Genomic DNA, 23,538 nt, shown 5'->3' with positions numbered 1-23,538 from the left:
ATGGTGTCGTTTGCAATCGAAAGTAGCCATCCAATGGTTCTGCATCATCCCGAAAAGGACAATCCTTTGCTACCTGACAATCTTTTTCTGTTGAAATTTTAAGTTGGCAGCATAAGCACTTCGATCAGAATGCTCACGAGAGGGCTTGTCGGCGCCATCACTTCCTGATTTCAGGCGAGTTATCCCTATCTAATCTTAATACTGCAGTCTTGCTGGAACACTCTCACTCGGTCATCGCCCGATATCAGAACCCGGCCCATCCATATCTTTCAGCGTGATCTCTTCGCTGTTTAATGCCACAGCAGCTATTTTTGCTGACTTCTGCCATATCGCTTTTGACGCTTCTATAGTAATAGTACGCTCCTCGCCTGGCAGCAGTGAAAAGAAATTATCTGAGTAAAAGGTGGACGGCAACACCGCTCCTTTCCGATCCTCCAGCCTGACCTGGGTAGCAAAGGAAATCTTACCTGAGGGGTTTTTCAACCTCACAGTCGCCAGCACATTTCCCTTCTGCTCGGTGGTTGTTACACGGCCCGTGAGGACAGACCTGGGGAGTTTACTGATATCAGAGAAGCCCGACACGGCAGGACCGGTCATCGTCCAGGCGCCTTTATAGGCGTCTTTGGAGCGCCAGTAAAAGGCTTCCGCGGCTTTTTCTCCTGAGGAAGAGGTCAAAACCAGTTTGATGAAATGCACCTGGGTAAGTGAATCGTTAAAAGCCAGACGGAGCGCATCTTTCACCAGGCCATCTGCCGGAATGTCCACTTTTTTGCTTTGCGTACTCACCAGCTTCGAATTGAAGTCGTACACACTAGCTTCCAGCTTATAGTCGGCGAAACTCCTGCGGTAATCGTTGTAAACGGAAACGGTATTCTTGTAATAATCGAACTGGGGATGCAGGGGGGCCAGGCCGTTCTGGGCATAATAAAGTGCGGCAGTTGGACGCAGGTACCAGTCGTACATCCGGCTTGCCACCTGAGGCAGGGGACTGTTGTGATACCAGAATAAAAAGCCCGAGGCGAACCGGTCGCCGAAACCAAACTTATTGGCGTTCCATACTTCGCAGATAGCCCGGTAGTTCAGAGCGCCTACTACCTGCGCCTTGCTTGCATACTCCTCGATAGAAGATGATGGCCCGAGCTGATTGACGGCTTCTCTGTATTTGGAGTTCATGTTGTGAAAGCCGTTGCCATCCAGATAATTCCACACTGAATCATTCATAGGCCAGAGGTCTTTCTCAGGCATCATTTGCTTCAAGGATTCTGCCAGCGGTAAGCAGGGGGTGCCGTATTCGGGATTGAACCCGTCTACACGGCTGCCTCTGGGTGATGCGGTGTTTTCAAAGTACTGCATCGGATTTTCGTATTTATAGGGACTGCCATCATGGATACCGCAGCATTCGGACTGCTCCTGGTAACCGATGGTGGAATCGGCCGCATAAACCACGGCTCTTGTGCCCGGAAGGTCTTTTGATTCGTTGGTACCTACATAGTAGGCAACGGAGGGATGCGAGCGGATACGCTTAACGGTTGATCTTACATTGCGGAAGTAGAGGGCCGTGTCGGCAGGGAAACGGGTGTCGCCCGTGATCCAGAACTCATTCCATACCAGGAGGCCCAGCTCATCGCAGGCGTTGTAGAACTCGTCTGACTCGGCTATTCCCCCTGCCCATAGACGCAGCATGTTAAAGCCGGCCTGCCTGGTGTAGCGCAGTTCTGTGCGTGTCCTTGCCGCAGATGTGCGCAGCATGGCTTCAGGCACCCAATTGGTGCCCCTGATGAATACGGGGTGACCGTTCACGATGAACCTGCGCGATTTATCAGGCGTATTCTGGTCGGACTTTATATCGCGCACACCGAAACGGGTTGAAAGGGTGTGTGAGACTTTTCCCTGCTGCGTAAACTGCAGGTTCAGGGTGTAAAGATGCGGATTGCCCTTGTTGACGGGCCACCACAATTTGGGATGTTTCATTTTAAGAGCCGGATAGTCCTCCGGACGAAAAACGACTTCTTTCACCTCGCCGGGCTGCAGGGTAACAGGAGTCCTGAGCCTGATACTGGTACCCGAAATTGTGCCGCTGAGTGTTCCGCTCTGCCTGGTACGGGCGGCGTTCTTTAACGTGACGGTTACCGTTTGCTCAGAAGTTGTTGTATCGGGCAGGGGCAGCACGGTCTGAACGAAGGGATCCTGCAACTTTACGTTGCCGGTGCTGTATAGTTCTACATCCCTCCAGATGCCAGTATTCCTGTCCCTCACTCCGTCTGGAACCGTAAAGTCCCAGCCCACAGACATCAGCATGCTTACATTTTTACCGATCTCACCGTCGCCGCCGTTATTGTTCTCGCCGACTGCTCCGGTACGCTTCTTGTCTTTTCTGTACACATCACCCGGAAAGTCGACCGGCGACACATCGATGGCCAGCACATTGCTGCCCTTCCTGTTGGCTATGCCGGTTATATCAAACTCGCCTGGTTCAAACATCCCGGCCATGGTGCCGAGCTTTTTTCCGTTCATCCAAACGGCAGCCCGGTAGTTAATACCATGAAGTTTGAGCCATAATTTCTCGCCGTTTAATTTGGCCGGAACCTTAAATGTGGTTCTGAACCAGTAGTGATACGTTTCTCTTCCTGCAGTATAGAGATCGGGGATCAAATTGCGTGAGCGACGGTTTACATCACCATAATAGGGCTCAGGGTAGACCTTATTATGCACGAGGCTGTTCAACACCGTGCCGGGGATAATGGCCGGCAGCCAGCCCTTCGGCTGATAGGCAGCAGAGGAAACCTTTTCGCCGGAAGCCACTTCTCCTGCCTTTTGCATGTACCAGCCTGCGCCGCCGTTTCCTGCTGACCTTAGAAAGACAGATTGCGGCGCTGATGGGCTCATCTCGCGATCAGCCTGTTGGGCCTGCACCTGCAGAAATTGAAGAACGGCGATTAGGGCACACAATAAATGGCTTGCTTTTGTCATGATGTATAGAAGGGCGTTTTTATTTCCTGGCAATAGTATCGAAAAATTAACCTTTAGTTCTGAAAGCGCCTACTTCTGCTAATGCAGGCTGGCGCTGGCTGTCGTGTCCCGATTTGGGAACTAATTTAAAATATCTGCATTCTTTTTTTGCGGGGAGGTCAATGTATTGTTTTAGCTGATCTACATTATTCAGCGTGAATGTCCCCACGCTCTCCCAGGCGGTATTGTCTGTGCTGAGCTGGATTTCGAGTTCCTTGATTTTGCGGTCGCCTGTTTTCTGGTTGATGATGAAGCCGTCTACGCGGTTAACCTGGCCCATATCTACCGTGATCCAATGATTGGGATAGTCGGTCGGGTCGCTAGCGTAACGGGTGATCCACCAGTTTCCGGTATTATTATCGATGATACTGGCTGCCACCCGGTTATTGGTGGGTTCTTCTGAACTGAATCCTTTAATAGACCAGTTTGTTTTTGGATAGACGTACCGGATCTTCTCCCCGGAAGGGCGCTTGTACGGCGTAGAAACGTTTGCCGGCTCACCAAAGAAAGGTGTTCCGTCCGGGCTCCAGGTAAAACGCTGAATACGGGGACTGCGGGCTGCCTGTCCGTTGCCAGCCACTAAACGGGCGTGGTAAACGATCCAGTCCTCTGTACCGTCGGGAGACTTGAAGAAGCCGTTATGTCCCGGCCCGAACGCACTGCTCTCGGCCTTCATTGAAAATACCGGCTGGTTTTTCTTTTCCCAGTGAGCGGGGTTCATCGGATCGCCGTTTTCCTTTAGTGAGAGAAGGCCGAGGCAATAGCCGTCTACCCAATAGCCGCTGGCTGAGTACACGAGGAAGACGCGGCCCTGCGGATTGACGAGGATCTGCGGGCCCTCGTTAATGGGGTTGCCTTTCTTTTCCCAGTCATACCCCGGCGAAGAAATGGCGACTTTCTCCCCGGAGATTGTCCAGGGATTGCTCATTTTTGCAATGTAAGTCTGTTGTGGAGGTGCCCCTGCATTTCCGCCTGACCATAAAGCATATAACTGTCCGTTGTACTTGAATATGGTGCCGTCTATCGCCCACTGATCCGTCGGGTCTGATAACTTCCCCTTCATGGTCCAGGTGCCTTCCACAGGAGTTGCGGAGGTGTTCTCAAGCACGTACATCCGGTGGTTGGCATTCGCTCCGTCGTCTGCTGCAAAGTAGAAGTACCACTTGCCATCTACCTCATGAAGTTCAGGCGCCCAGAGGTTCTTTGAATAGGCCTCGCCGGCGGGTGGCGTCCACACTTCATACCGGCGGGAAGAAGCGAGTTCGGATAAGTTCTTTGTCTCTAATATCACCAGCTTGCTGCCCTGCGTAAAGGTATAGTAATACACCCCGTTTTTCTGCACCACCCATGGATCTGCACCACCCGGCATGATAGGATTGGTATACGTGTCGTCAAGGGTTAAGCCGGAGAGATCTTCTTCGGGGGCTGTCGGCGTCTGGACTTCAGGTTCGTTTGCGGGATTGCCTGATTCTTTTTTACAGGCCGAAAACGCACAACCTGTTAGTGTCAGTGTAATAAACACTGCCCGGATTAGATTTCTGTTCAATCTCATTTTTTTGTTGTCGGGTTATAATGATTATAATCTTAAGCAAACGATAGCCTGTGCTAAGGGCACACTGATTTATGACTGGCTTTCTGGGGTTCAAAATAAACGAACAAACCCTTTTTGATTTATTCAATTCGTTGTCGATTTATCTCATTTCTTCACAACGATTCATGCGGGCAGAGTGATCAATCACTGCAGGTCAACCATTTAGCCGTTAAAATCAAGCAGAATGGCTCCTGCGGGCAGCTGAGCACCGGCTAACGGGTGCCCGAAATCTGTGCGATTCCCTATATTTGATTGCGACTGATTATGAATGCCCTCTTTAGAGCTTTTTTTTCCTGGTGCTGATTACTGGCTTTGCGACTTCGGGCAATGCACAATCTTACTATTTTAAACATTATCAGGCCGAGGACGGACTGGCACATAATTCCGCGACGGTGATCTTGCAGGATAGCCGGGGACTGATCTGGGTGGGCACCCGCGGCGGGCTGGACCGCTTCGACGGATACAGCTTCAAAAGCTACCGGAACAAGAGGAACAAGTTCGGGAACATAGGGAACAACGTCATCACAAACCTGATGGAAGATAAGAACGGCATGCTCTGGATTGGCACGGGCAAGGGCGTGCTGATGTTCGATCCGGTTAAAGAAGTGTTCATATCCCTGGATGAGGTTCCTCATGGTTATATCAACGATATTGCTGTGGATGGCCAGAATAACGTGTGGATCTCGGCCAACTCGGCCCTTTACCGGTATGATCAGAAACACAAAAAATTGCAGGATCTGCACATGGCAGCCTCGGCGCTGGCAGCAGACAGCAGCATGCATGTGTGGATAGGGAATAACGAGGGGGTTGTCTCGGTTTACGACATACGAAACGGGACGATGATCAAAAGCCAGCTCTTCGGTCAGCACACTCCCCGAAACCTGCGATCGATCAGTGAAATATACCCCATTACCGGGGATGAGGCCTTGATCGGCTGCTTTAAGCAGGGACTGAAGAGCTTCAACAAAAAAACCGGTACGGTGCGAAGCCTGCTCCTGGAAAAAGGCAGGCGCACGGAGATCTATGTGCGTGATATTGCCAGAGGTGAAAAAGATGAATACTGGATCGGTACCGAATCGGGCATCTATATCTACAACCAGGCAACGAACACCAGCCGGAATCTGCGGAAAGAGGCAGGAAACCCCTACTCCCTTGCCGACAATGCCGTCTACACGGTTTGCAGAGACAACAACGGGGGAATGTGGGCCGGAACCTTCTTTGGCGGCGTTAGCTACTACTCAAAAGAAAATGCACGCTTTAAAAAGTACTTTCCGCTACACGATGCCAATTCCATTTCGGGAGAAGTAGTGCGTGAGATCTGTTCTGACAATAAGGGGAATCTTTGGATCGGGACCGAAGACGGCGGACTCAATAAATTCGACCCGCTTACGCAACGATTCAGCAATTATAAGGCCACCGGAAAAAAAGGCGCCCTCTCCTACCCAAACGTTCATGGACTGCTCGCGGTGGACAACCAGCTGTTTATCGGTCCGTTTCTGCATGGAATGGAAATCATGGATATGCGCACGGGACTGATCACCGACCGCTTTAAACTGATTGGAAGCGGGCGTGACCAGACCAGTGATTTTGTGCTGGCTATTTACCTTACCCGCGACAGCACGCTTCTTGTGGGAACTGCTTATACCGCTTCAGGCTTATTCACGTACGACAGGAAACATAAAACATTCAAACGCATTGAGCAGATCCCATTCAATTCGTATGTTTTTACTATTACAGAAGACTCGCAGGGAAATATCTGGACGGGCAGTGTTGCAAAAGGCGCCTTTTATTATAACCCCAAAACCGGAAGATCAGGCAATATCAGGTTTGGAGATCAGGTAAAAGGCAAAACGATCAACGAGTTTGCGGTGTACGGCATTTTTGAAGACAGCAGTCACGCCATCTGGTTCACCACGGAAGGAGGCGGACTGATCAGGCTTAGTCCTGACCGGAAAACGGTAAAAAAGTTTACTGTTCAAACCGGGCTGCCCACTAATATCCTGTTCAGGATACTGGAAGATGAGACGGGCCATCTGTGGATAAGCTCGCTGAAGGGCCTGATCTGCATGGACATGCATACCTACAAGTTTAAGGTCTATACAAAAGCCAACGGCTTAATTACCGACCAGTTCAACTTTAACTCTGCCTTTAAAGATCCTGCCGGCAAAATGTACTTTGGATCGGTAAAAGGGCTGGTGGCATTTGATCCGAGAGAGTTTGGGCGGACAGATATCAGGCCGCCAACTTACATCACGGGCTTTCAGGTGAATAACAAAGAGATCACGCCGGGCATTAAAGACGGACCACTGAAGAAATCCATTCTCTATACTGATACCATCGTACTTGCCTATAACCAGAATAACTTCAGTATCGAGTTTGCGGCATTGAACTACTCTTCCCCGGAAGTAACACGTTATGAATTCGAGATGCAAGGACTGGATGGGAACCGGACCTATCTGACCAAAAACAGAAAAGCCTATTTCACCGACTTGTCTCCAGGCGATTACACCTTCAGCGTGAAGGCCCGAAGCAATGTCGAAAACTGGACGGGGAATGAACGCCGCCTTCATATTACGATCCTTCCGCCGTTCTGGAAAAGCAATATCGCCTATTTCATTTATGTCCTTCTATTTTCGCTGTCCGTTGCGGGGGCAGTGCTTTATTATCACAGCAGCCAGGAGCGAAAGAACCTGCAGAAGCTGCGCCTGTTCGAACACGAGAAAGAAAAGGAAGTTTACCAGGCGAAAATTCAGTTCTTTACTAATATTGCGCACGAGATACAAACACCCTTAACGCTGATTCTCGGTCCGGTTGAAATGATGGTTAACGATATGGTGGAAGAACATGAAATGAAAGAAAACCTTCTTTTAGTTGAGAAACATGCTGAGCGTCTGGCCGAGTTAACCGGCCAGCTGTTAGATTTCCGGAAGACAGAGATGCATCAGTTCGGCCTGAACTTCGTGAATACCGATATTACCCTTCTTTTAACCGAGCTGGCTGCAAGCTTTCAAAAAGAGGCTGAAAAGGCGAAGATTAAGCTGGATCTTGAACTGCCCGAAAGCCATGTGGACGCTTTTACCGATAAGGAGGCGCTTGTGAAAATATGCTCTAACCTGCTTTCGAATGCCCTTAAATACGCAAAAAGCGCGGCAAGAATCACGCTGGAGGAAACTGGACCAGAAAGCAGTCACTTCAGCATCAGGTTCTGGAACGATGGCAGGGGCATTCCGCCAGAGTTCAGGGAACAGATCTTCCAGCCGTTTTTCAGGGTCGAAAATCAGGACAGGCCCGGTACGGGCATCGGCCTTTCGCTGGCTAAATCACTCACAGAACTCCATAACGGCGAACTCAGGCTTCTATCCGGAGAACCGGATCAGGTAATTTTTGAACTGACATTGCCTGTTCATCAGAAATTTGAATTTAATTTGAGCGCCTGGAAAAAGAACGTTTAGTATGACCGAAAGTATCTTAATCATTGACGATCACGAGGATATTCTGAAATTCCTCTCCACCGTACTGCGGCACAACTACAAAGTGTTTACTGCGCTGGATGGCGAAGCTGCGCTTTCTATACTGAATGCAGAACTGGTAGACCTGATCATTTCAGATATCATGATGCCCGGCATAGACGGGTTTGAACTCTGCCGCGTCATAAAATCGAACGTGGAATACTGCCATATTCCGGTTGTATTGCTGACCTCCAACAATTCGCATCAGGCTCATATTGAAGGACTGGAATCAGGGGCTGACCTCTATATTCAGAAGCCGTTTTCGCCGGTGCTGCTGAAGGCGCAGATTGCCAGTCTGCTCAAAAACCGGCTTAAGATCAAGGAACATTTTGCCAGCTCCCCCTTTGAGGACGTCCGCGTAATGGCGCACTCTAAAACGGACGAAGCGTTTTTGAAGAAGCTGGACGAGTATATCCGTAAGAACTTAAAAGACCCTGACCTCAATATTGATGAGCTTGCCGATCATATGAACATGAGCCGGCCCACGCTTTACAGGAAGATCAAGTCGCTTTCTTCCCTTTCTCCGAAGGAACTGATTGATGTTACGCGGCTTAAGAAGGCGGTTCGCCTGATGGCTCAAAATGAGTTTTCGCAGTATGAGATTGCGAAAATGGTTGGGTATGGTAGTCAGAGCCTCTTTAATAAAAACTTTCAGCGCTACTTTAAGATGGCGCCGCTGGAGTACCTGAATTCTCTGGACAAGTCGTCCAAACCGGAGGACTGACCATCAGAAACAGAACGTCCCCCCGGGCAGCAGCAAGAGGGGACGTTTTGTTTGCTATTTGTTTGAAAGGACCTTATCAGCGGTAAGCGACCTGATCAGATCGGTTTCCTCTTTGTTATAAGGCGTTCCATCGGCTTTAAAGATATCATGGAACCAGACTTTAGGTTCCCCGCCGTCTGCCATAGGCGTATCCCATGCATATTTGGTATTCGATTTACCGTCAACTAATCCCCAGCTGATGGCTGCTACCTTTTCCTTTTTAAGCATAGGCAGCGTGTTAGCAAACGTACTGTTACGGGTACGCGCCATATACTCGGTGCAGATCAAAGGCTTTCCGTGCAATTTGAGCAGCTGGACCGTCCGCAAATGACGTTCAGGATCGTCGTAGCAGTGATAAGAAACTACGTCTGAATTCATCAGCTGAAACCTGTTCAGTTCATTGTACCGCTCACCCCAGCTCCAAAGTCCCATAGTAATAGGTTGCGAAGGATTGACCTCCCTGGCCCAGGTCACGACCTTTGCCAGCAAGGGCATGGTGGTACCGAACTTTCCGCTGTTTCCCGGCTCGTTATACAGGTCCCAGAGCAGGATCCGTTTGTCATTAGCGAAGGTCTTCAGCACGTCCTTTACATACACTTCGAGAGCCGGGTAATTGGAAGCTACTTTATAGGCAGGATCTCCGGGGTCCTGCATCCATCCGGAATTATGCACACCCGGCTTCTTTTCGGGCTGCTTGCCAATAGCGGGTTGCTTATTCCAGCAGTCGTCGAAAAAAACTAAAACGGGCCGTATCTTATGCTTGTCGGCAATTTTCAGGAATTCATTCACGCGCGACTTAAAACCGGACGGGTCGGCCTTATAGGCCAGGCTATGCAGGTAGACACGGGCTGTATTCATGCCTAATGCTTCTGCCCATCCGAGCTCTTTGTCGATTTGCTTTGGATCAAACGTATCGGCCTGCCACATCTCCAGCTGGTTGATGGCATTTGCCGGTATGTAGTCGGCGCCTACCAGCCAGGGTTGTTTTCCATACCATTCATGCGCTTTCTGGGCTGACCAGACTTTCTCGGGCGCAATGACCTTCTGTGCAATTGAAACCGGGACCTGTAAGAGAAAGGCCCCGATTAAAAGAATAAAAAATTTAGATCTCATATATGTTCTTGTTGTTCTTGGCCGCTGAGGGCATTAAGCTTTCCGCCCGTATTGAAATACTGAATATACGTAACTAATTTTTGTCCTCGTCGGCTACAGCTTCCTGCCATGTTTGCCACATTGGAGTGCCGGCGTCATAACCTGAATACCCAAAGTTCTGACGGAGACGGGCTCCTCCGTTTGCATCAATGTCATCCTGCGGAATTGGCCAGTATAGATTATTGGGAGCGATGGTGTACTGCCTGCCTTTGACAGTTACCTTTCCTTTGTTGTAGAAATCGCTGTAATGCTGAAGCCGCTGATACCAATAGCTGTTCTGCTCTAAGCTGTTCACGTTGTATACATTCCCCCATTCGTCGGGTTTCCCGCTCAGGGCAAGGCAATATGACACGCGACTCAACTCCATAAAGCGCCATTCTTCCATATGAAGTTCACGGGCACGTTCGCTCATGATGTCGCCGATATTAACGGAGCTATAAAGCTGTGTACACTTAGCACGCCTTCTGATGGTATTAACATCCTCGGTTGCACCGGCAATATCCCCTTTGTAGAACTTAGCCTCGGCTCGTAAGAGGTAGGTCTCTGCCAGGCGGTAGAGATACCAGTCGCCTGCGCCTCCGCGATGATCTGCGTTGTTGACATTGCGGGTAGCTACAGGATCTTCTATGTAGTATTTGTAATGCGGATAGCCGAACCAGTTGCGGATGGTATCGGTGCATAACACCTTACCCGTACTACTGACCAGGCGAAGGTTCTCGCCGAAATTCTTACTGCTTGGATCGTTATACTTCAGCGACTCCATGGTCACCCAGTTCCCCACGGCGGTGCTATGGCGCAGGTCGCCCTGATCATTCACACCATTTAAATACCAAACCCCTTTTTGCGCATAATACGTAGGACGAATAACACCAATACCACGACCTAAGGCCCGGTTGTAATCGTACGGCGCGCGGTAGTTGGTATTTGAACGGGCATAGAATCTCACGGCCTGTTTACCGTCGGGAGTTTGGGTTGCCACATTGTCGAGCATCGGACCCCAGTTACGTATTGCCTCCATCTTTATCGCCATATCGGTCTCGTTGCGGTTGATCATCACCAGGATCCCTTCTCTGTTTGCGCCTATGGCTTTGTTTTCAGGACGGTGCAAATCCCAGATCACGTTGCGTGTTACCGGCCAGACCTCAGAATAGGGACTGATGAAGTTTCCGAAGTTTTCGGTCATCAGTGAATAGCCGGAGAGGTTGATCAGCGTGTCGGCCTGAGCGATGGCTTTGTCCCATTGGCCCGTAGCGAGGTAGCACTTCATGAGCAGCTGACGGCAGGCGCCCTTGTTCACGAGGCCCGTCAGGCTCATCTGTGACTGGTTTGGCACCCATTGTACGGCCGTTTCAAGGTCCGAGGTAATCATCTGCAGGATGGCCTCCCGTTTGGTGCTCTGGTAATTCGTTTTAGGGTTCTTCAGGAGCTTAGTGACCAGCGGAACATCCTTGAAATGGAAACAGAGCGAGAAATAATGAAAGGCACGGTGAAAGAGCGCTCTTCCCTTGCAGACTTTTATATCAGTTTCTGTTAAACCTTTAACCCTGTCGGCGTAGGTAAGCACCGTATTGGCGTATTTGATTCCGTTATACGATTCGCCCCAGAAGAAAGGCATGCGCTCAGGCATGACCGCAGGAGTAACGCGCGTGGCAATATCTGCGAGGATATTTCCGTCATCAGTCTTAGCCGCAACCGCCACATCAGTGAACATGTACTCGGTGCTCATAGGCCGGCCGAGGTCGGTAGTAGTATTGTTAAATGTCCAGAACGACCGGAGCTGACGGTCGGAGATGGCCATCTGGGCATCTAAGCCGCCCTGCGTAGTAAAGGTTGCATCCGGCTCGAAGAAAGACAGAGGCTCGGGCTGCAGGAAATCTTCCTTACATCCCGGAAATGTAGTGACAGCGCCGGCCAGCAGTAAAGCGACCGCCATACTATTCTTTATATTTTTTATGCTTGTATTCATACTGATCGTTTTAAAATGTAAGGTTCAATCCCACAGTGTATAGTCGCGGTGCTAATCCTGACCTTGAATTGCTAGTGGTAAAGGTTTCGATGTCACCGTATTCCCAGTGTTTATCTTTAGCCCATACCGCTACGTTCCTCACATTGCCATAGACTTTCACGCGTTCAACGCCCCGCTTAGCCAGCAGACGGGCAGGCAAATTATAACTGAGGCTGACATTTTCAAGACGGATAAAGGAGCGGTCGTAAAGCCTGCTGGGCGAAGTGATTCCACCGGGGCCTTTGCTGTCCAGACGGGCGTAATAGTCGCTGTGGTTCTCTGGCGTCCAGTAGCTTCTCTCATACGTATTCCAAAGGTAGGTAACTTCTGACCCGCCATTGGTTTGATTCAGATAGGCGGAGTTCAGGCTTTTATTCCCCCAGTAGGAATATAAATTGAATGAAAGGCTCAGGTTCTTCCAGTTAAGGTCGTTCCTGAAAGACCACATGATCGGTGCATTTTCCTGTCCAAGGAACTCCTTATCGTTATTATTATAAACAGGCGTAACGCTTCCGTCGGCATTTACCTTGTCATCTGCCGTATAATTATTTGCCACTTTTGGATCTCCCGGACGCTGACCGTACTTCTTGGCTTCTTCCACTTCGTCAGCCTGCCAGATGCCTGTCACCCTGTAGTCCCAGATGGCGCTGACTGGCTGGCCGATGAACCAGCTGTTTCTGATATCATTACGCTCTTTAACTCCAGTAACATTCCCGTCTGCATCCACCACATTGTCATAGATGTAGTACAGGTGCTTGATCGTATTCTTGTATTTTGAGTAGCTTATTGTGGAGTTCCATGAGAACGACTTTGTTCTGATATTCTGCGAATTGACCGTAATCTCGAACCCTCTGTTCTCAACCTTTCCCAGATTGGTGGTAATGCTGCTAAAACCGGTAAAGGTAGGCAAGGCGCGACTCATGATCATGTCGACGGTCGGGGTAATATAGAAGTCGAAGGAACCGGTGATCCGGTCTTTTAAAAATCCGAAGTCCAATCCTGAATTAAAGGCTTCTGTTTTCTCCCAGGAGAGGCCCGGATTGGACAGACGGTCCATAAACAGATACCGGTATTGCATCAGACTGCCGCTGGCGTCAACATAGCCCATTGCACCACCTGATCCTGCACCAAGATTAGCAAGTGCTATGTACACATTATCGAGCTGACGGTTACCGTTCTGGCCCCAGGATACCCGTAGTTTACCGGTACTCATGGGCGACCATTTAAAAAACTTTTCGTTGGTAAAGGTCCATGCCAGCGCTGCCGAGTAAAATGTAGCCCGTGGATTAGAAGATCCAAACGCTGAGTACCCATCACGCCTTACCGATGTGGTGATCATATACCGGTCATCATAGGAATAAAACAAGCGGCCGAGCATACCATCTGCAGTTTCTTTAATATCATCGGTATCGTAACTGCTCTTGTTCTTGTCGCCATAGAATGTCTCATGGTAGCCCAGTGCATCGCTTGGCATGATGTTACGAGCTTCGATCCTGTCTTTCCATCTTTGCAGTTGCTCGGCTTCCTGAACCAGGGTTACGTTGAAGCGATGCTTCTTCGCAAAAGTGTGCTCCCAGCTCAGGGTATTATTCAAAGACCAGTCGAGACGTTCGGTTGCCTCGCGGTTTACAAGCCCATTTGTTCCTTTCCAGGCAGGGTGACTGGCAGACTCCCAGTAACGGTCGTGAAAGAACTGGAACCGGGGAGAACCGTTAAAGGAATAGTTGATATTAAAAGGCAGTTTCACCTTGGCTGTGAAGATTGTATTAAAGGTGGTGAAGCCTTTGTCGAGGTCGCGGTAATTCAAGTCAAAATCGTAGTTATACCCACGGTTCACCGTCACAGCTTCGCCCATTGGGTAGACCACTAAATTTCCGTCGGCGTCTTTATAATTGGCAAAGGGGGAGTTCGACCTGATTTGCCTGTCGAAATCGACAGCAAGGTCTCCATCTGTACGACGCTGAAAGTTGATATTAGCGCCAATATCGAGCCACTTGCTGATTTTGCCTTCTACCTTCAGGTTTGAGCGGATGGATTTATATTCGTTCCCTACAGCCAGGCCCTGATTTGAGAGGTAGCCCAGTGACATGTAGTAACTAACCCTGTCGCTTGCACCCGAAACGCTTATATTATGATCCTGGTTGAATCCGTTCCTGAAACTGTGATCGTACCAGTCGAATGTTCTGCCTGCAAGATAATTAGTCAGCGTGGTGCCCTGCAATGCGAGACGTTTTGCCCAAATCTCCTCGTCAGACGCCGATGCCTCGTTATTGGTATAAGCTTTCCACTGGTCGAGCGTAAGTCCGTATCTGGAAAGGTTTTCGTCGGTGGGGCGATCAAAGTATCCCGGCAAGATTTTGCCTTGTGACGCAGTAGAAGCCGTTTGGTAAGGTTCATAGGCGCCCGTTGTTTTGTTCACACCATACGTATCTGCCAGGTACCAGTCGTTGCGATACTTTATATATCCCTCGGGGCCGAATACCTCCCGCTTAGCGGTCATGGTGGCAACTCCTACGTTAGACGTAACGCTGAACTTAGGCTTGCCCATTTTCCCCTTTTTCGTCGTGATGATGATGACGCCGTTAGCTGACTTTGCACCGTAAACAGCGGCAGCAGAAGCATCTTTGAGGACGTCAATCTGTTCGATATCATCGGGATTAATTTCCGACAGTTCCCCGTAAAAGAGGGTCCCGTCTAAAACCAGAAGCGGGTCATTATGACCGCCGGCCGTATAGACGGATCGCTGTCCCCGGATGCGAATGGTGCCGCCTCCCTTTGCATTCGGATCCAGACCAACAGTAAGACCCGGCGTACCGCGAAGAATATCCTGGGTGGTATTTGGATTCTGATCGGCAATCTTATCCGGCCGGATCTGTGTAACGGCACCCGTCAGGTCTTTCTTCTTCATGGTTCCGTAGCCCACGACAACTACTTCGTTCAGCGTTCTGCTGCCCTGGGCCAGTTTAACCTTAATATCGGTTTGGTCGCCGACTGTAACGGTCTGCGTTTCGTAGCCGATGTAGGATATGGTTAATATCGCACCAGCCGGTACCCGCAGGGTGAATGCACCGTTGACATTGGTTGCTGTTCCCCCTGCCCGTTTTGTATTTTAACGGCAACACCGATCAAAGGCTCGCCGGTGACGGCATCGGTGACCGTCCCTTTTATTGCCCTGTTTTGTGCGGAAACACATAACGGCCCCAAAAGAATTGTACAGGTAATCAGAATAAGCGGGCAGGCTGCTCTTATTCTGTTCCAGAAGTTTAAGTAATGGTTGGACATAAATTTTTGATTTAACTGATTAATACTGGTTTACTGAATGCATCCCGGGCTGCTTTCTGAGCTCAGTCTGCGTTGGAATTGGTGTTTGATATTCTTTCATAAAACTGATTATGTACTCCACCGATCACGGTGATCGCCAGATGAAGGATGGGCTGTACGGTCTACAATCGGAAACTATAGTCCAAATTAAAGCAATGGGCCAGGCTATTTTTGCTCATCTTTTTGTCGATCCGTCTCAAGATAACAGCAGACGAAAGAGAGACGCAAGACATTGAAAACAAAGAGAGTAAGACCCGCTCCCTTTCAAGCGAGCCATACCTGTTCTTCTTTTTATTCGCCAAAACATCATGAGCTGCGATCACAATACGCCTTTATGAATTCCGCACCAAGGCGGAGATACGAGTTGATTGAACGTGCTCCCTACCCCTTGAAGGACCAAGGTTCTTTAGCCACAATTACGTCTGTGGTGTAAGTTCCTGCCTAGTTCGACTGCAGCACCGCTTTCGTGACTGGCGGCCCGAGGTATGATCTTTTCATTCCGCCAAAGTCGAGCACTATTTTGGAAATGACCAGTCCCGGATCTCCGCAAAGGATCTTCAGGGTATGTTTTCCCGGCTGACTAATATGGAGCACTGATTTTTTAACAGCAGCGTTCCTCAGCACATTTTCAGACCAGACTTGCGAATATTCTATTGCCGATGTGGATGGCTGCGAAACGGCGCCGTCATCAATAGATACGCCGTAGCGGGTCTCTCCCGCTGCAGTTTCATGCCCCAGCGGCCGGTCTGTACTGAGCGGAAAAGTGGGCAGCGCATAGGTGTAGACATCTACCGAACCCGCACTGAAACTATAAAAGTCGTATTCAAGGCAAGGCACCGTACTGCTTGCAGGGTTTTGGAAAGGAGCTACCGGATCGCCCAGCTGGACAGATGCTCCTTCATAACCTAGACCGGGAATCACCTTCATCTTGATCTCGTCAGTTTCTGATTTTCGGTGGAACCCTGCTGCATTCATGGAAACGTATCCGTTATCTTCAATAAAAAAGCCCTTTACTTCGGCATGGGAAGGAGAAGCCGGATTAAATGCAGATACAAGTACCTGTTCCTGTTTACCTGCGGCAGTGATTGAAACGAAGCCCGAAAGCTTCTCTCCGACAGGCACTTTAGACCAGTCAACAGAAATCCATACCCGGTCTTCCAGGCTGGTGGTACCGCTACTTTTCGTGCACACAATCCAGTTATCAGAAACCTTTAGATTCCATTTAAGCGCATCTTTCCCTGTGTTGTATACATCCACATAGTAAGACCTGCGGGTATGGGTATTGAAAGACGGGAGGACATGAAAACTGCTTTGCCCTTTAAGCACATCTTCCCCCTCTGCCAGGACATTTAATTGGGCAGGGCCGGTCGGATTAACCGAATCGAGTTTCGGCAGTTCAAAATAGGACGCCGTAACTCCCTGCACCATGGACATCATATGGTTCCATTTGCCGTTCAGCAAGCTATTGTAGCCGTTGGTGATGACCTGGAGACTGGCGTAATACAGCTTTACCTGATCCTTTAAGACGTTGGTTGCCGCCCGCTGCTGACGAGCATACCAGCGGTTCTTCTGAGCGGTAAGGTGCATTTTATTCATCAGCTCTGCTCCCTTCACCGGATAGTAGAGCAGCTGATAGAACGAAGCCTTCTGATCTGCTTTCATTTTGTCCATCAGACCCGTGACTGCTGCACCGATCCGGCCATACTCCTGCAGCCTCGATTCTGCTTCTCCGTAGTTAGCAAAGGAGAAATCAGTATCGGTTGTGCGCTCTCTGGGGTTTTTATTGGTGTTCCACTCATAGCCCCATCCCATCGCTTCCGGCTTGCGGGAAAACGCCAGGAGATAATAGGCCTTCGTGATATCAAGAAAAGATTGATGGTACTGCTCGCCGAACATACTGCTCAGCCAGGTGGCATGATAGCCGGCAATTGTTTCGGAGCTGAACCGGTTGATATCATAGGCCATATCCATGAATAAAGAGAAAGGAAATTCGCAGGACTTGATATCACCCACGTTCAGCAGCCACAGACGGTCGGCCGAAGTATCGTATGCCTTGCGCAGCTCTTCGTACATCAGGGCCGGCGGAGTAGAGCTGAGCCAAAGATAATCGTGAGGTTTGCCGAGGTAAGAAGCGTGATAATAAACACCAGAACGCCCTGAACGCTTGCGCTCTGCCGCGTTACTGAGACGTTTGAGGTATCCGTAGTTATCATCCGGCCATACAATGGTGACATCTTCGGGCAGTTCGAGCCCATTAGAATATATATCCAGTACTTCCTTGTAAGGTGTAAAGGCCTGAGGTATTTGGTTTGCAGGCTTGCCAATGACATCTGTGAGGATCTTGCGCTGGTCGGCAAGCGCACTGCTGAGTACCTTAACCCTGTCCTGTATGGAACTGTTCACCGTCATTGCCTTATCATGAATGCCGCGCAATGCCAGTGTGTACACATTCTCGTAGGCCGAATTGCTCTTTACACGTTCTCTCAGCACCCGGTTGATCCCTTCCCTGTTCGTCTGGTAGTCCCACTCGCCCATCGTCTTCTTGTCCCACTCGCTGGCGTTATTAAACAACAACGGCTCTGCATGAACAGAGCCCATCACAATAGCAAAGCTATCGGCCAGAACCTTATTCTCTGGAATTTTATTAAAGGCAGTACTTGCCTCATGCATGGCGGGACAGAGATAATTGGCTTTCAGGCGAAGGAGAAGCTCAAACACGCGGGCATAGGTTTTGGGCCCTATGTTCCCCTGCTCTACATCGAATGTGCGCTTTGCCCAGCGGAGCAGGCCCCAGTCTTCGTCGTTTACATAGATCCCGCGGTATTTTACAGAAGGTTCGTGAGACAGGATTGTGCTGACACCCAGGCTGATCTCCGGTCTTTTCACTATTGGAGCATCGGCCCACCAGTACCAGGGAGAAACGCCGATGGCCTCGGATATAGAAAACACGCCATAGGCCGTGCCCCTGCGGTCACTGCCCGCCACTACCAGGGCTTTCTTTACTCCTGGAGCAGGGCTTTGAACAAGCTGGATGAGGTAAGATTCCCATTTGCCTTTCAGGCCGGCTGTTTTGATTTTGCCTTCGCGCGCCCATTTATCGATCAGTTTATTGCTTCCCAGAGTGCCGATGACCACGATATTCTCCGCGAGCCTGGCATCAGATGACGCAACAAGGGGCAGCTTTCCGCTTACACGTTGTACGTCGCCAGCAAACATTTGCGTTACTTTTTTGACCACTTCATGGTCATTTTGATCACAATAAAACGTAGTGGAATTGCGGGAACCAACCAGGCTAAAGTCGCCTTTACCCGTTAACAGGCGTACCTGCGCACCGGCCTGCATAGCCGGTGCTGCAAGGAAGATCGCAACCAAAAGTAGGATCGCCCGCTTCTTTACCAGCAGTACTTTGCCTGCTTGTAATACTGAAGTGTACATGTATGTATTATGTGTAAAAATGTGTGTGTTTATATCAGCGGCTGAGTTGATCATTCGTTAGCGGCCTTCCCTAAAGTGGCCAGAATGCCTCCATCAACATATAGGATGTGGCCGCTTACAAAATCAGAGGCTTTCGACGACAGAAAAATTGTGGCACCCTGTAAGTCTTCGGGCTCTCCCCACCTGGCAGCAGGCGTACGACTTAGAATAAAATCGTTAAACGGATGGCCATCCACCCGGATCGCTGCGGTTTGCGTGGTAGCAAAATAACCAGGACCTATACCATTGACCTGAATATTGAACCTTGCCCACTCTGTTGCCAGATTCTTTGTAAGCATTTTCAAGCCGCCTTTAGCTGCCGCATAGGCGCTTACCGTTTCCCGGCCAACTTCGCTCATCATGGAGCAGATATTGATGATTTTGCCGGCATTGCGCCGGATCATATACTTTCCCACAGCCTTCGACATGATAAAGGGACCGGTAAGGTCAATGCGGATAACGGTCTCCCAGTCTGCAACTTCCATATCCACAACCGGAATTCTCTTTATGATCCCGGCATTGTTGACCAGGATATCGACGGGCCCTACCTGCGTCTCAATTTCCTTAATCGTTCTCTTAACGGCGGTTTCATCAGTAACGTCAAAGACATAACCAAGGGCGTTTATTCCCTTAGACGCGTACTCGGCCAATGCTGCTTCAAGTTTTTCTCTCGAAACATCATTGACTATAATCTGCGCACCTGCAGCGGCCAGACCTGTAGCCATTGACATTCCAAGGCCGTGAGTTGCCCCCGTTAACAGGGCTGTTTTCCCCGTCAGGTCAAAAAGTGATAATGACATAATATAATTGGCTTCTTCTATATTCTATTAAAACAAGTGTTAAACAGCGTGATACGCTTATTTTTCAAGCAGGGCGTTAGCACACCACAGGTAAGGCGACTGCCCGTGGTAATCGCCTACATGGCGGGGGCGATCGTAATAATACTGCTTGTCGTTCTTTTTATTTGTGCCGACACATACCTCGGTTACATCACCCTTCTCGTTTATGTAGGGGATCATGGCCATCCAGGCTTTGCGGGCTACGGGGGCATATTCCGCCTGATTGAGCCAGCCCTGTTTTACCCCGGATATTATTGCATATGTAAACATAGCAGAGCCGGAAGTTTCTGCCCAGCAGTTTGGATCGTCAATCAACTGGTTCCACATTCCTTTAGGCGTTTGGAATTTCTTCAGACTTTCCATCATGGTGCGGTAGCCTTGCAGGATACGCGGACGATCTTTATTATCTTCCGGCAAATAACGCAGTAAGACTGCCATGCCGGCCGCCATCCAGCCATTGCCTCTGCCCCAATAGAAAGGCACATCAGGAGCATGATAGAAAAGCCCGTTAGGCCGCTGCAGCGAATCTAAGTACATAACCATTTCTTTCGCTGCCCGGTCAATATATTTTCGGTCACCTGATACTCTGAACGCCTGCGTCTGTACAATCGTGATCATATACATATCATCGATCCATAGACGGGTCTGCCAGGAGTACCCCTTGTCTGCCCATGCCTTTTCCCGGGCATTGGCATTATCCGGAAGTATCCATTGCGTGTCGGCATAAGGCGTTGCCAAATCCCTGTAGCGTTGCTCTTTAGTAACGAGGTACATTTCAAAAGGCAGGCTGCCGAACATGTTAAGGTCTACGTGATTTTTAGGAGGCAGCAGCGCGCTTTCGGTAGAAAAGAGGGGTTCGAACCTGTTCTGCAAAAGCTTAATGAGGTTTTTATCCCTGGTCATTGCTCCAAATTTCAAGGCGCCGGTCCAGTTAAACGTTTCGGGGTAACTGATCCATTTTCCGGCATGCAGCATATGTTTGCCGTCCAGAAAGCGGTATGCTAAGCGTCTCCCTACCTCCTCTGGCGTATAGCCTTTTGGGAAGTCGGTTAGCAGTTTCTTTTGATTTTTTTGTGCGAATGAAAACTGGAATGTGAAAAGAAGTAAGAGTACAAATAGCCTACGCATCATGATATTTTATTAAGTGGGGTTTATAATATTGAAAGGGTCATTCATGTTAGTTAAAACCGCGGCAAGTATACGCATCACTAATCGCCGGTTCTGTTACAATCCAAAATAACCAAACGAATATTAGAAACGCGACTCAAGGTTTTGTCGATTTGTATCAGTTTGGGAAAATGAGGTTTAAAGAAACTGGCGGGGGTAGAACCTTGATTAATCAGAGGGCGAACCACTTAGACGGCTTTTTTCTCTCGCCCCCTCCCCTTCTATGCTTCTATGTTATTCTTCCGACCGATAACGTTCTGATTGCGTCCCGAGCTGCTTCGGTAATGCTTCGGCAATGCTTTGATGCATCTGCGAGGAACTTCGAAGATTTGGAAAAGGATTACAAAAGCAGTACTGAGTCATCGCCGCTGAAGGTGCGAGCGCGGTCAGGAGCGGGTCAGGAATAACAATTCAGGACTGTGCACTGTAAAAATGATGCTCCTGGATAATTTTATTGTTCTTCCATCTTTGTACCGAAAACCGGTGCCCGCTGAACCTACCCTGTATTTTATGTCGAAGGAATAATACCAGTTCGTGAACGATAAGTTATCCTCAGAGGATAAGGATACCACTTCAATGGCCTCTATGGTTGCATTTTCAATAAAATCTTCCATCTGCTTTCTCAGTGAAGATTTTCCCTTAACGGGCGCATTTAAATTGTCGGAAGCAACTACGTCGTCGTCATAAAAGTCTAATGCTTCTATAAATTTCTGATGAGACAGCAAACGGTTGAACTCAAGTACCATTTTATGAAAAGTAGCCATAATTTGGGATTATTGATGCTTTTATTGGAATCAGTTAAATGCCTGCCGGAATTCAAGAGGCGACAAACTGGTTTTCTTTTTAAATAGTGTACTGAATGATTGTGCATGTTCAAAGCCCAATGTATAAGCGATTTCGCTGACCGATAAATTTGTAGTCGAGAGTTTCTCCTTTGCCTTTTCGATCAACTTCTGATGTATATGCTGCTGTGTGTTTTGCCCTGTATGCATGCGCAGCAGATCGCTGAGATAGTTTGGAGACAGGTTCATTAGTTCGGCGGCGCGTTGTACCGTTAATAGGTCCTGCTGCGCTGCAGTACTGCTGTCGAAATACTCGTTCACAAGGCGTTCAAATTTGGCGATCAGCTGATGATTGTGGTTTTTCCGGGTGATGAATTGCCGCTCGTAAAACCGGGTGGAATAATTGAGCAGCAACTCAATCTGCGACAGGATAATTTGTTGGGTGTATCTGTCAATATGCCCGCATTCCTTATTGATCTTGTTGAATATGACAATAAGATCGTCTTCCTCTTCAGCAGAAAGATGCAACGCCTCATTTACCGCGTAGGAAAAGAAGTTATAACCGCTGATGTTGCTTGAAAGAGGATGCGCCAGCAAAAAGTCGGGGTGAAAAACAAGCAGGTACCCCGATCCGCATTCTACGTTGTTCAGATCCAGGTACTGAACCTGATTAGGCGCAGTAAAGCTGAGGACACCCTTATTGTAGTCATAATGTTGCTGACCGTATCGTATTTTACCCCTGGCTTCCCTTTTGAGGGCGACACAATAAAATCTGTTTACAAAACCTTTCCATACGTCATCTTCCAGGAAAACGCTTTCGTTGAGGTCGATCACACTCACCAATGGGTGGCGTGGCTCGGGCAAAGAGAGTAATCGGTGAAATTCCGAGATTGATCTGATGGCATTCATACTACTAATTTGATCAATAAGCCCCATACTAAACTCATCGTATGGATTACCGGTATCAGTACCCAGGGGCACTATACTTTCGAGTTTCGCCACATCGGCTTCGTTTAATTCAATCTCGGAGGCCGCTATGTTTTGCTCCAGGTATTTTCTTCGTTTAGTGCCTGGAATGGGTAAGATGCCCTTATTTATAATCCAGGCCAGTGCCAGCTGTGATGCGGTTATTTTTTCTCTTCAGCCATTGCCTCAATTGCTTTCACCAATTCAATATTCTTGTAAAAATGAGCTTCCTGAAAACGGGGGATTACTCTGCGGAAATCATTTTCCGGCAAGTCATCTATCGTGCGGATCTGTCCGGATAGAAAACCTCGTCCTAAGGGTGAATATGCGACAAAACCAATCGCAAGCTCATTCAACGTATTCAGTATGCCACGTTCTTCTGCTGAACGCTCAAATAAAGAATATTCGCTTTGTACGGCTGTAATGGGGTGAACCGCGTGAGCTCTTTTTACAGTTTTCTGAAGATACTTCAGACAGTCCGATATAACCCACTTTTCCTTCCTTCACCAGTTCGCTCATCGCCTCAACGGTTTCTTCGATGGGCGTATTTTTGTCAAGCCGGTGCATGTAGTACAGATCAATATACTCGGTGTTAAGATTTTTGAGAGAGCGTTCCACCGCTTTTTTCACATATTCTTTTTTGCCATTAATAGCCCAGGTCACTTTGTTGTTATCATCTATTTCCCAGCCGAATTTTGTCGCGATAATGTATTTATCCCTGTTACCGTCTATTGCCTTAGCTATTAACTGTTCATTTTTGAAAGGGCCGTACAAATCGGCAGTATCCAGAAAATTGCCGCCTAATTCGAGCGACCGGTGAATAGTGGCGATAGCTTCCTGCTCATCCGCCTCTCCGTACATGTTTCCTTCTTCAAAACCCGTCATACCCATGCAGCCCAAACCTATAATGGGCACAACCAGACCTTCTCTTCCTAAATTCATTGTCTTCATTTCCATACT

General features: G+C 48.9%; 13 protein-coding genes and 1 pseudogene. 2 read left to right on the top strand and 12 right to left on the bottom strand.

Features of this window, described 5'->3' with window-relative positions:
- Positions 1-231 precede the first annotated feature (231 nt).
- Together ACES2C_RS15860 and ACES2C_RS15855 are read right to left on the bottom strand one after the other, a co-directional pair.
- Positions 232-2,970, bottom strand: a complete 2,739-nt coding sequence (locus tag ACES2C_RS15860; protein ID WP_374164048.1) for a sugar-binding domain-containing protein — start codon at positions 2,968-2,970, stop codon at positions 232-234.
- Between the two features lie 46 nt (positions 2,971-3,016).
- Positions 3,017-4,555: a family 43 glycosylhydrolase gene (locus tag ACES2C_RS15855; protein WP_374164047.1), complete on the bottom strand. Its 1,539-nt coding sequence runs from the start codon at positions 4,553-4,555 to the stop codon at positions 3,017-3,019.
- A gap of 341 nt (positions 4,556-4,896) precedes the next feature.
- Between ACES2C_RS15855 and ACES2C_RS15850 the strand changes: the two genes are divergently transcribed.
- Together ACES2C_RS15850 and ACES2C_RS15845 are read left to right on the top strand one after the other, a co-directional pair.
- Entirely contained in the window at positions 4,897-8,052 is a 3,156-nt protein-coding gene (locus ACES2C_RS15850) for a two-component regulator propeller domain-containing protein (protein ID WP_374164046.1), read from the top strand.
- 1 nt (position 8,053) lies between these two features.
- Complete coding sequence (locus ACES2C_RS15845; RefSeq protein WP_374164045.1) at positions 8,054-8,833, top strand: response regulator; 780 nt, start codon at positions 8,054-8,056, stop codon at positions 8,831-8,833.
- A 54-nt stretch (positions 8,834-8,887) separates the two neighbouring features.
- Here ACES2C_RS15845 and ACES2C_RS15840 read toward each other — a convergent pair whose 3' ends face one another.
- From ACES2C_RS15840 to ACES2C_RS15795, 10 genes and pseudogenes are all read right to left on the bottom strand, one after another.
- Positions 8,888-9,985, bottom strand: coding sequence for a cellulase family glycosylhydrolase (locus ACES2C_RS15840; protein ID WP_374164044.1), 1,098 nt, complete (start codon positions 9,983-9,985; stop codon positions 8,888-8,890).
- 73 nt (positions 9,986-10,058) lie between these two features.
- Positions 10,059-11,990: a RagB/SusD family nutrient uptake outer membrane protein gene (locus tag ACES2C_RS15835; RefSeq protein WP_374164043.1), complete on the bottom strand. Its 1,932-nt coding sequence runs from the start codon at positions 11,988-11,990 to the stop codon at positions 10,059-10,061.
- 10 nt (positions 11,991-12,000) lie between these two features.
- Positions 12,001-15,087, bottom strand: coding sequence for a SusC/RagA family TonB-linked outer membrane protein (locus ACES2C_RS15830; protein WP_374166968.1), 3,087 nt, complete (start codon positions 15,085-15,087; stop codon positions 12,001-12,003).
- 704 nt (positions 15,088-15,791) lie between these two features.
- Entirely contained in the window at positions 15,792-18,785 is a 2,994-nt protein-coding gene (locus tag ACES2C_RS15825; RefSeq protein WP_374164042.1) for a glycosyl hydrolase 115 family protein, read from the bottom strand.
- 50 nt (positions 18,786-18,835) lie between these two features.
- Positions 18,836-19,624 (bottom strand): gluconate 5-dehydrogenase, encoded by a 789-nt coding sequence (locus ACES2C_RS15820; RefSeq protein WP_374164041.1) that lies wholly within the window; start codon positions 19,622-19,624, stop codon positions 18,836-18,838.
- A 57-nt stretch (positions 19,625-19,681) separates the two neighbouring features.
- Positions 19,682-20,794, bottom strand: a complete 1,113-nt coding sequence (locus ACES2C_RS15815; protein WP_374164040.1) for a glycoside hydrolase family 105 protein — start codon at positions 20,792-20,794, stop codon at positions 19,682-19,684.
- 422 nt (positions 20,795-21,216) lie between these two features.
- On the bottom strand, positions 21,217-21,594 hold the full coding sequence (locus ACES2C_RS15810) for a nuclear transport factor 2 family protein (protein ID WP_374164039.1): 378 nt from the start codon (positions 21,592-21,594) through the stop codon (positions 21,217-21,219).
- A 30-nt stretch (positions 21,595-21,624) separates the two neighbouring features.
- Positions 21,625-22,521, bottom strand: coding sequence for a helix-turn-helix domain-containing protein (locus ACES2C_RS15805; protein ID WP_374166967.1), 897 nt, complete (start codon positions 22,519-22,521; stop codon positions 21,625-21,627).
- Positions 22,522-22,650: 129 nt separating this feature from the next.
- Positions 22,651-23,003 (bottom strand): annotated as a pseudogene (locus ACES2C_RS15800) (aldo/keto reductase); the annotation flags it as partial.
- The gene (locus ACES2C_RS15795) at positions 22,969-23,535 is read right to left on the bottom strand and encodes an aldo/keto reductase (protein ID WP_374164038.1); all 567 of its coding nucleotides are present in this window, start codon (positions 23,533-23,535) and stop codon (positions 22,969-22,971) included. The pseudogene ACES2C_RS15800 and the gene ACES2C_RS15795, both read right to left, overlap by 35 nt.
- Positions 23,536-23,538: the final 3 nt, after the last annotated feature.

Origin of the sequence: Arcticibacter sp. MXS-1 (genome assembly GCF_041902385.1) — a bacterium.
Lineage (GTDB): Bacteria > Bacteroidota > Bacteroidia > Sphingobacteriales > Sphingobacteriaceae > Arcticibacter.
Note: the sequence above shows the minus strand (reverse complement) of the source record. Positions and strands in the feature narration are given on the sequence as shown.

What these genes read in the sequence shown, in the direction of transcription:
- ACES2C_RS15860 (WP_374164048.1), bottom strand. Translation starts at nt 2,970, where the DNA reads ATGACAAAAGCAAGCCATTTATTGTGTGCCCTAATCGCCGTTCTTCAA.
- ACES2C_RS15845 (WP_374164045.1), top strand. Translation starts at nt 8,054, where the DNA reads ATGACCGAAAGTATCTTAATCATTGACGATCACGAGGATATTCTGAAA.
- ACES2C_RS15840 (WP_374164044.1), bottom strand. Translation starts at nt 9,985, where the DNA reads ATGAGATCTAAATTTTTTATTCTTTTAATCGGGGCCTTTCTCTTACAG.
- ACES2C_RS15835 (WP_374164043.1), bottom strand. Translation starts at nt 11,990, where the DNA reads ATGAATACAAGCATAAAAAATATAAAGAATAGTATGGCGGTCGCTTTA.
- ACES2C_RS15825 (WP_374164042.1), bottom strand. Translation starts at nt 18,785, where the DNA reads ATGTACACTTCAGTATTACAAGCAGGCAAAGTACTGCTGGTAAAGAAG.
- ACES2C_RS15820 (WP_374164041.1), bottom strand. Translation starts at nt 19,624, where the DNA reads ATGTCATTATCACTTTTTGACCTGACGGGGAAAACAGCCCTGTTAACG.
- ACES2C_RS15815 (WP_374164040.1), bottom strand. Translation starts at nt 20,794, where the DNA reads ATGATGCGTAGGCTATTTGTACTCTTACTTCTTTTCACATTCCAGTTT.
- ACES2C_RS15810 (WP_374164039.1), bottom strand. Translation starts at nt 21,594, where the DNA reads ATGGCTACTTTTCATAAAATGGTACTTGAGTTCAACCGTTTGCTGTCT.
- ACES2C_RS15805 (WP_374166967.1), bottom strand. Translation starts at nt 22,521, where the DNA reads ATGAATGCCATCAGATCAATCTCGGAATTTCACCGATTACTCTCTTTG.
- ACES2C_RS15795 (WP_374164038.1), bottom strand. Translation starts at nt 23,535, where the DNA reads ATGGAAATGAAGACAATGAATTTAGGAAGAGAAGGTCTGGTTGTGCCC.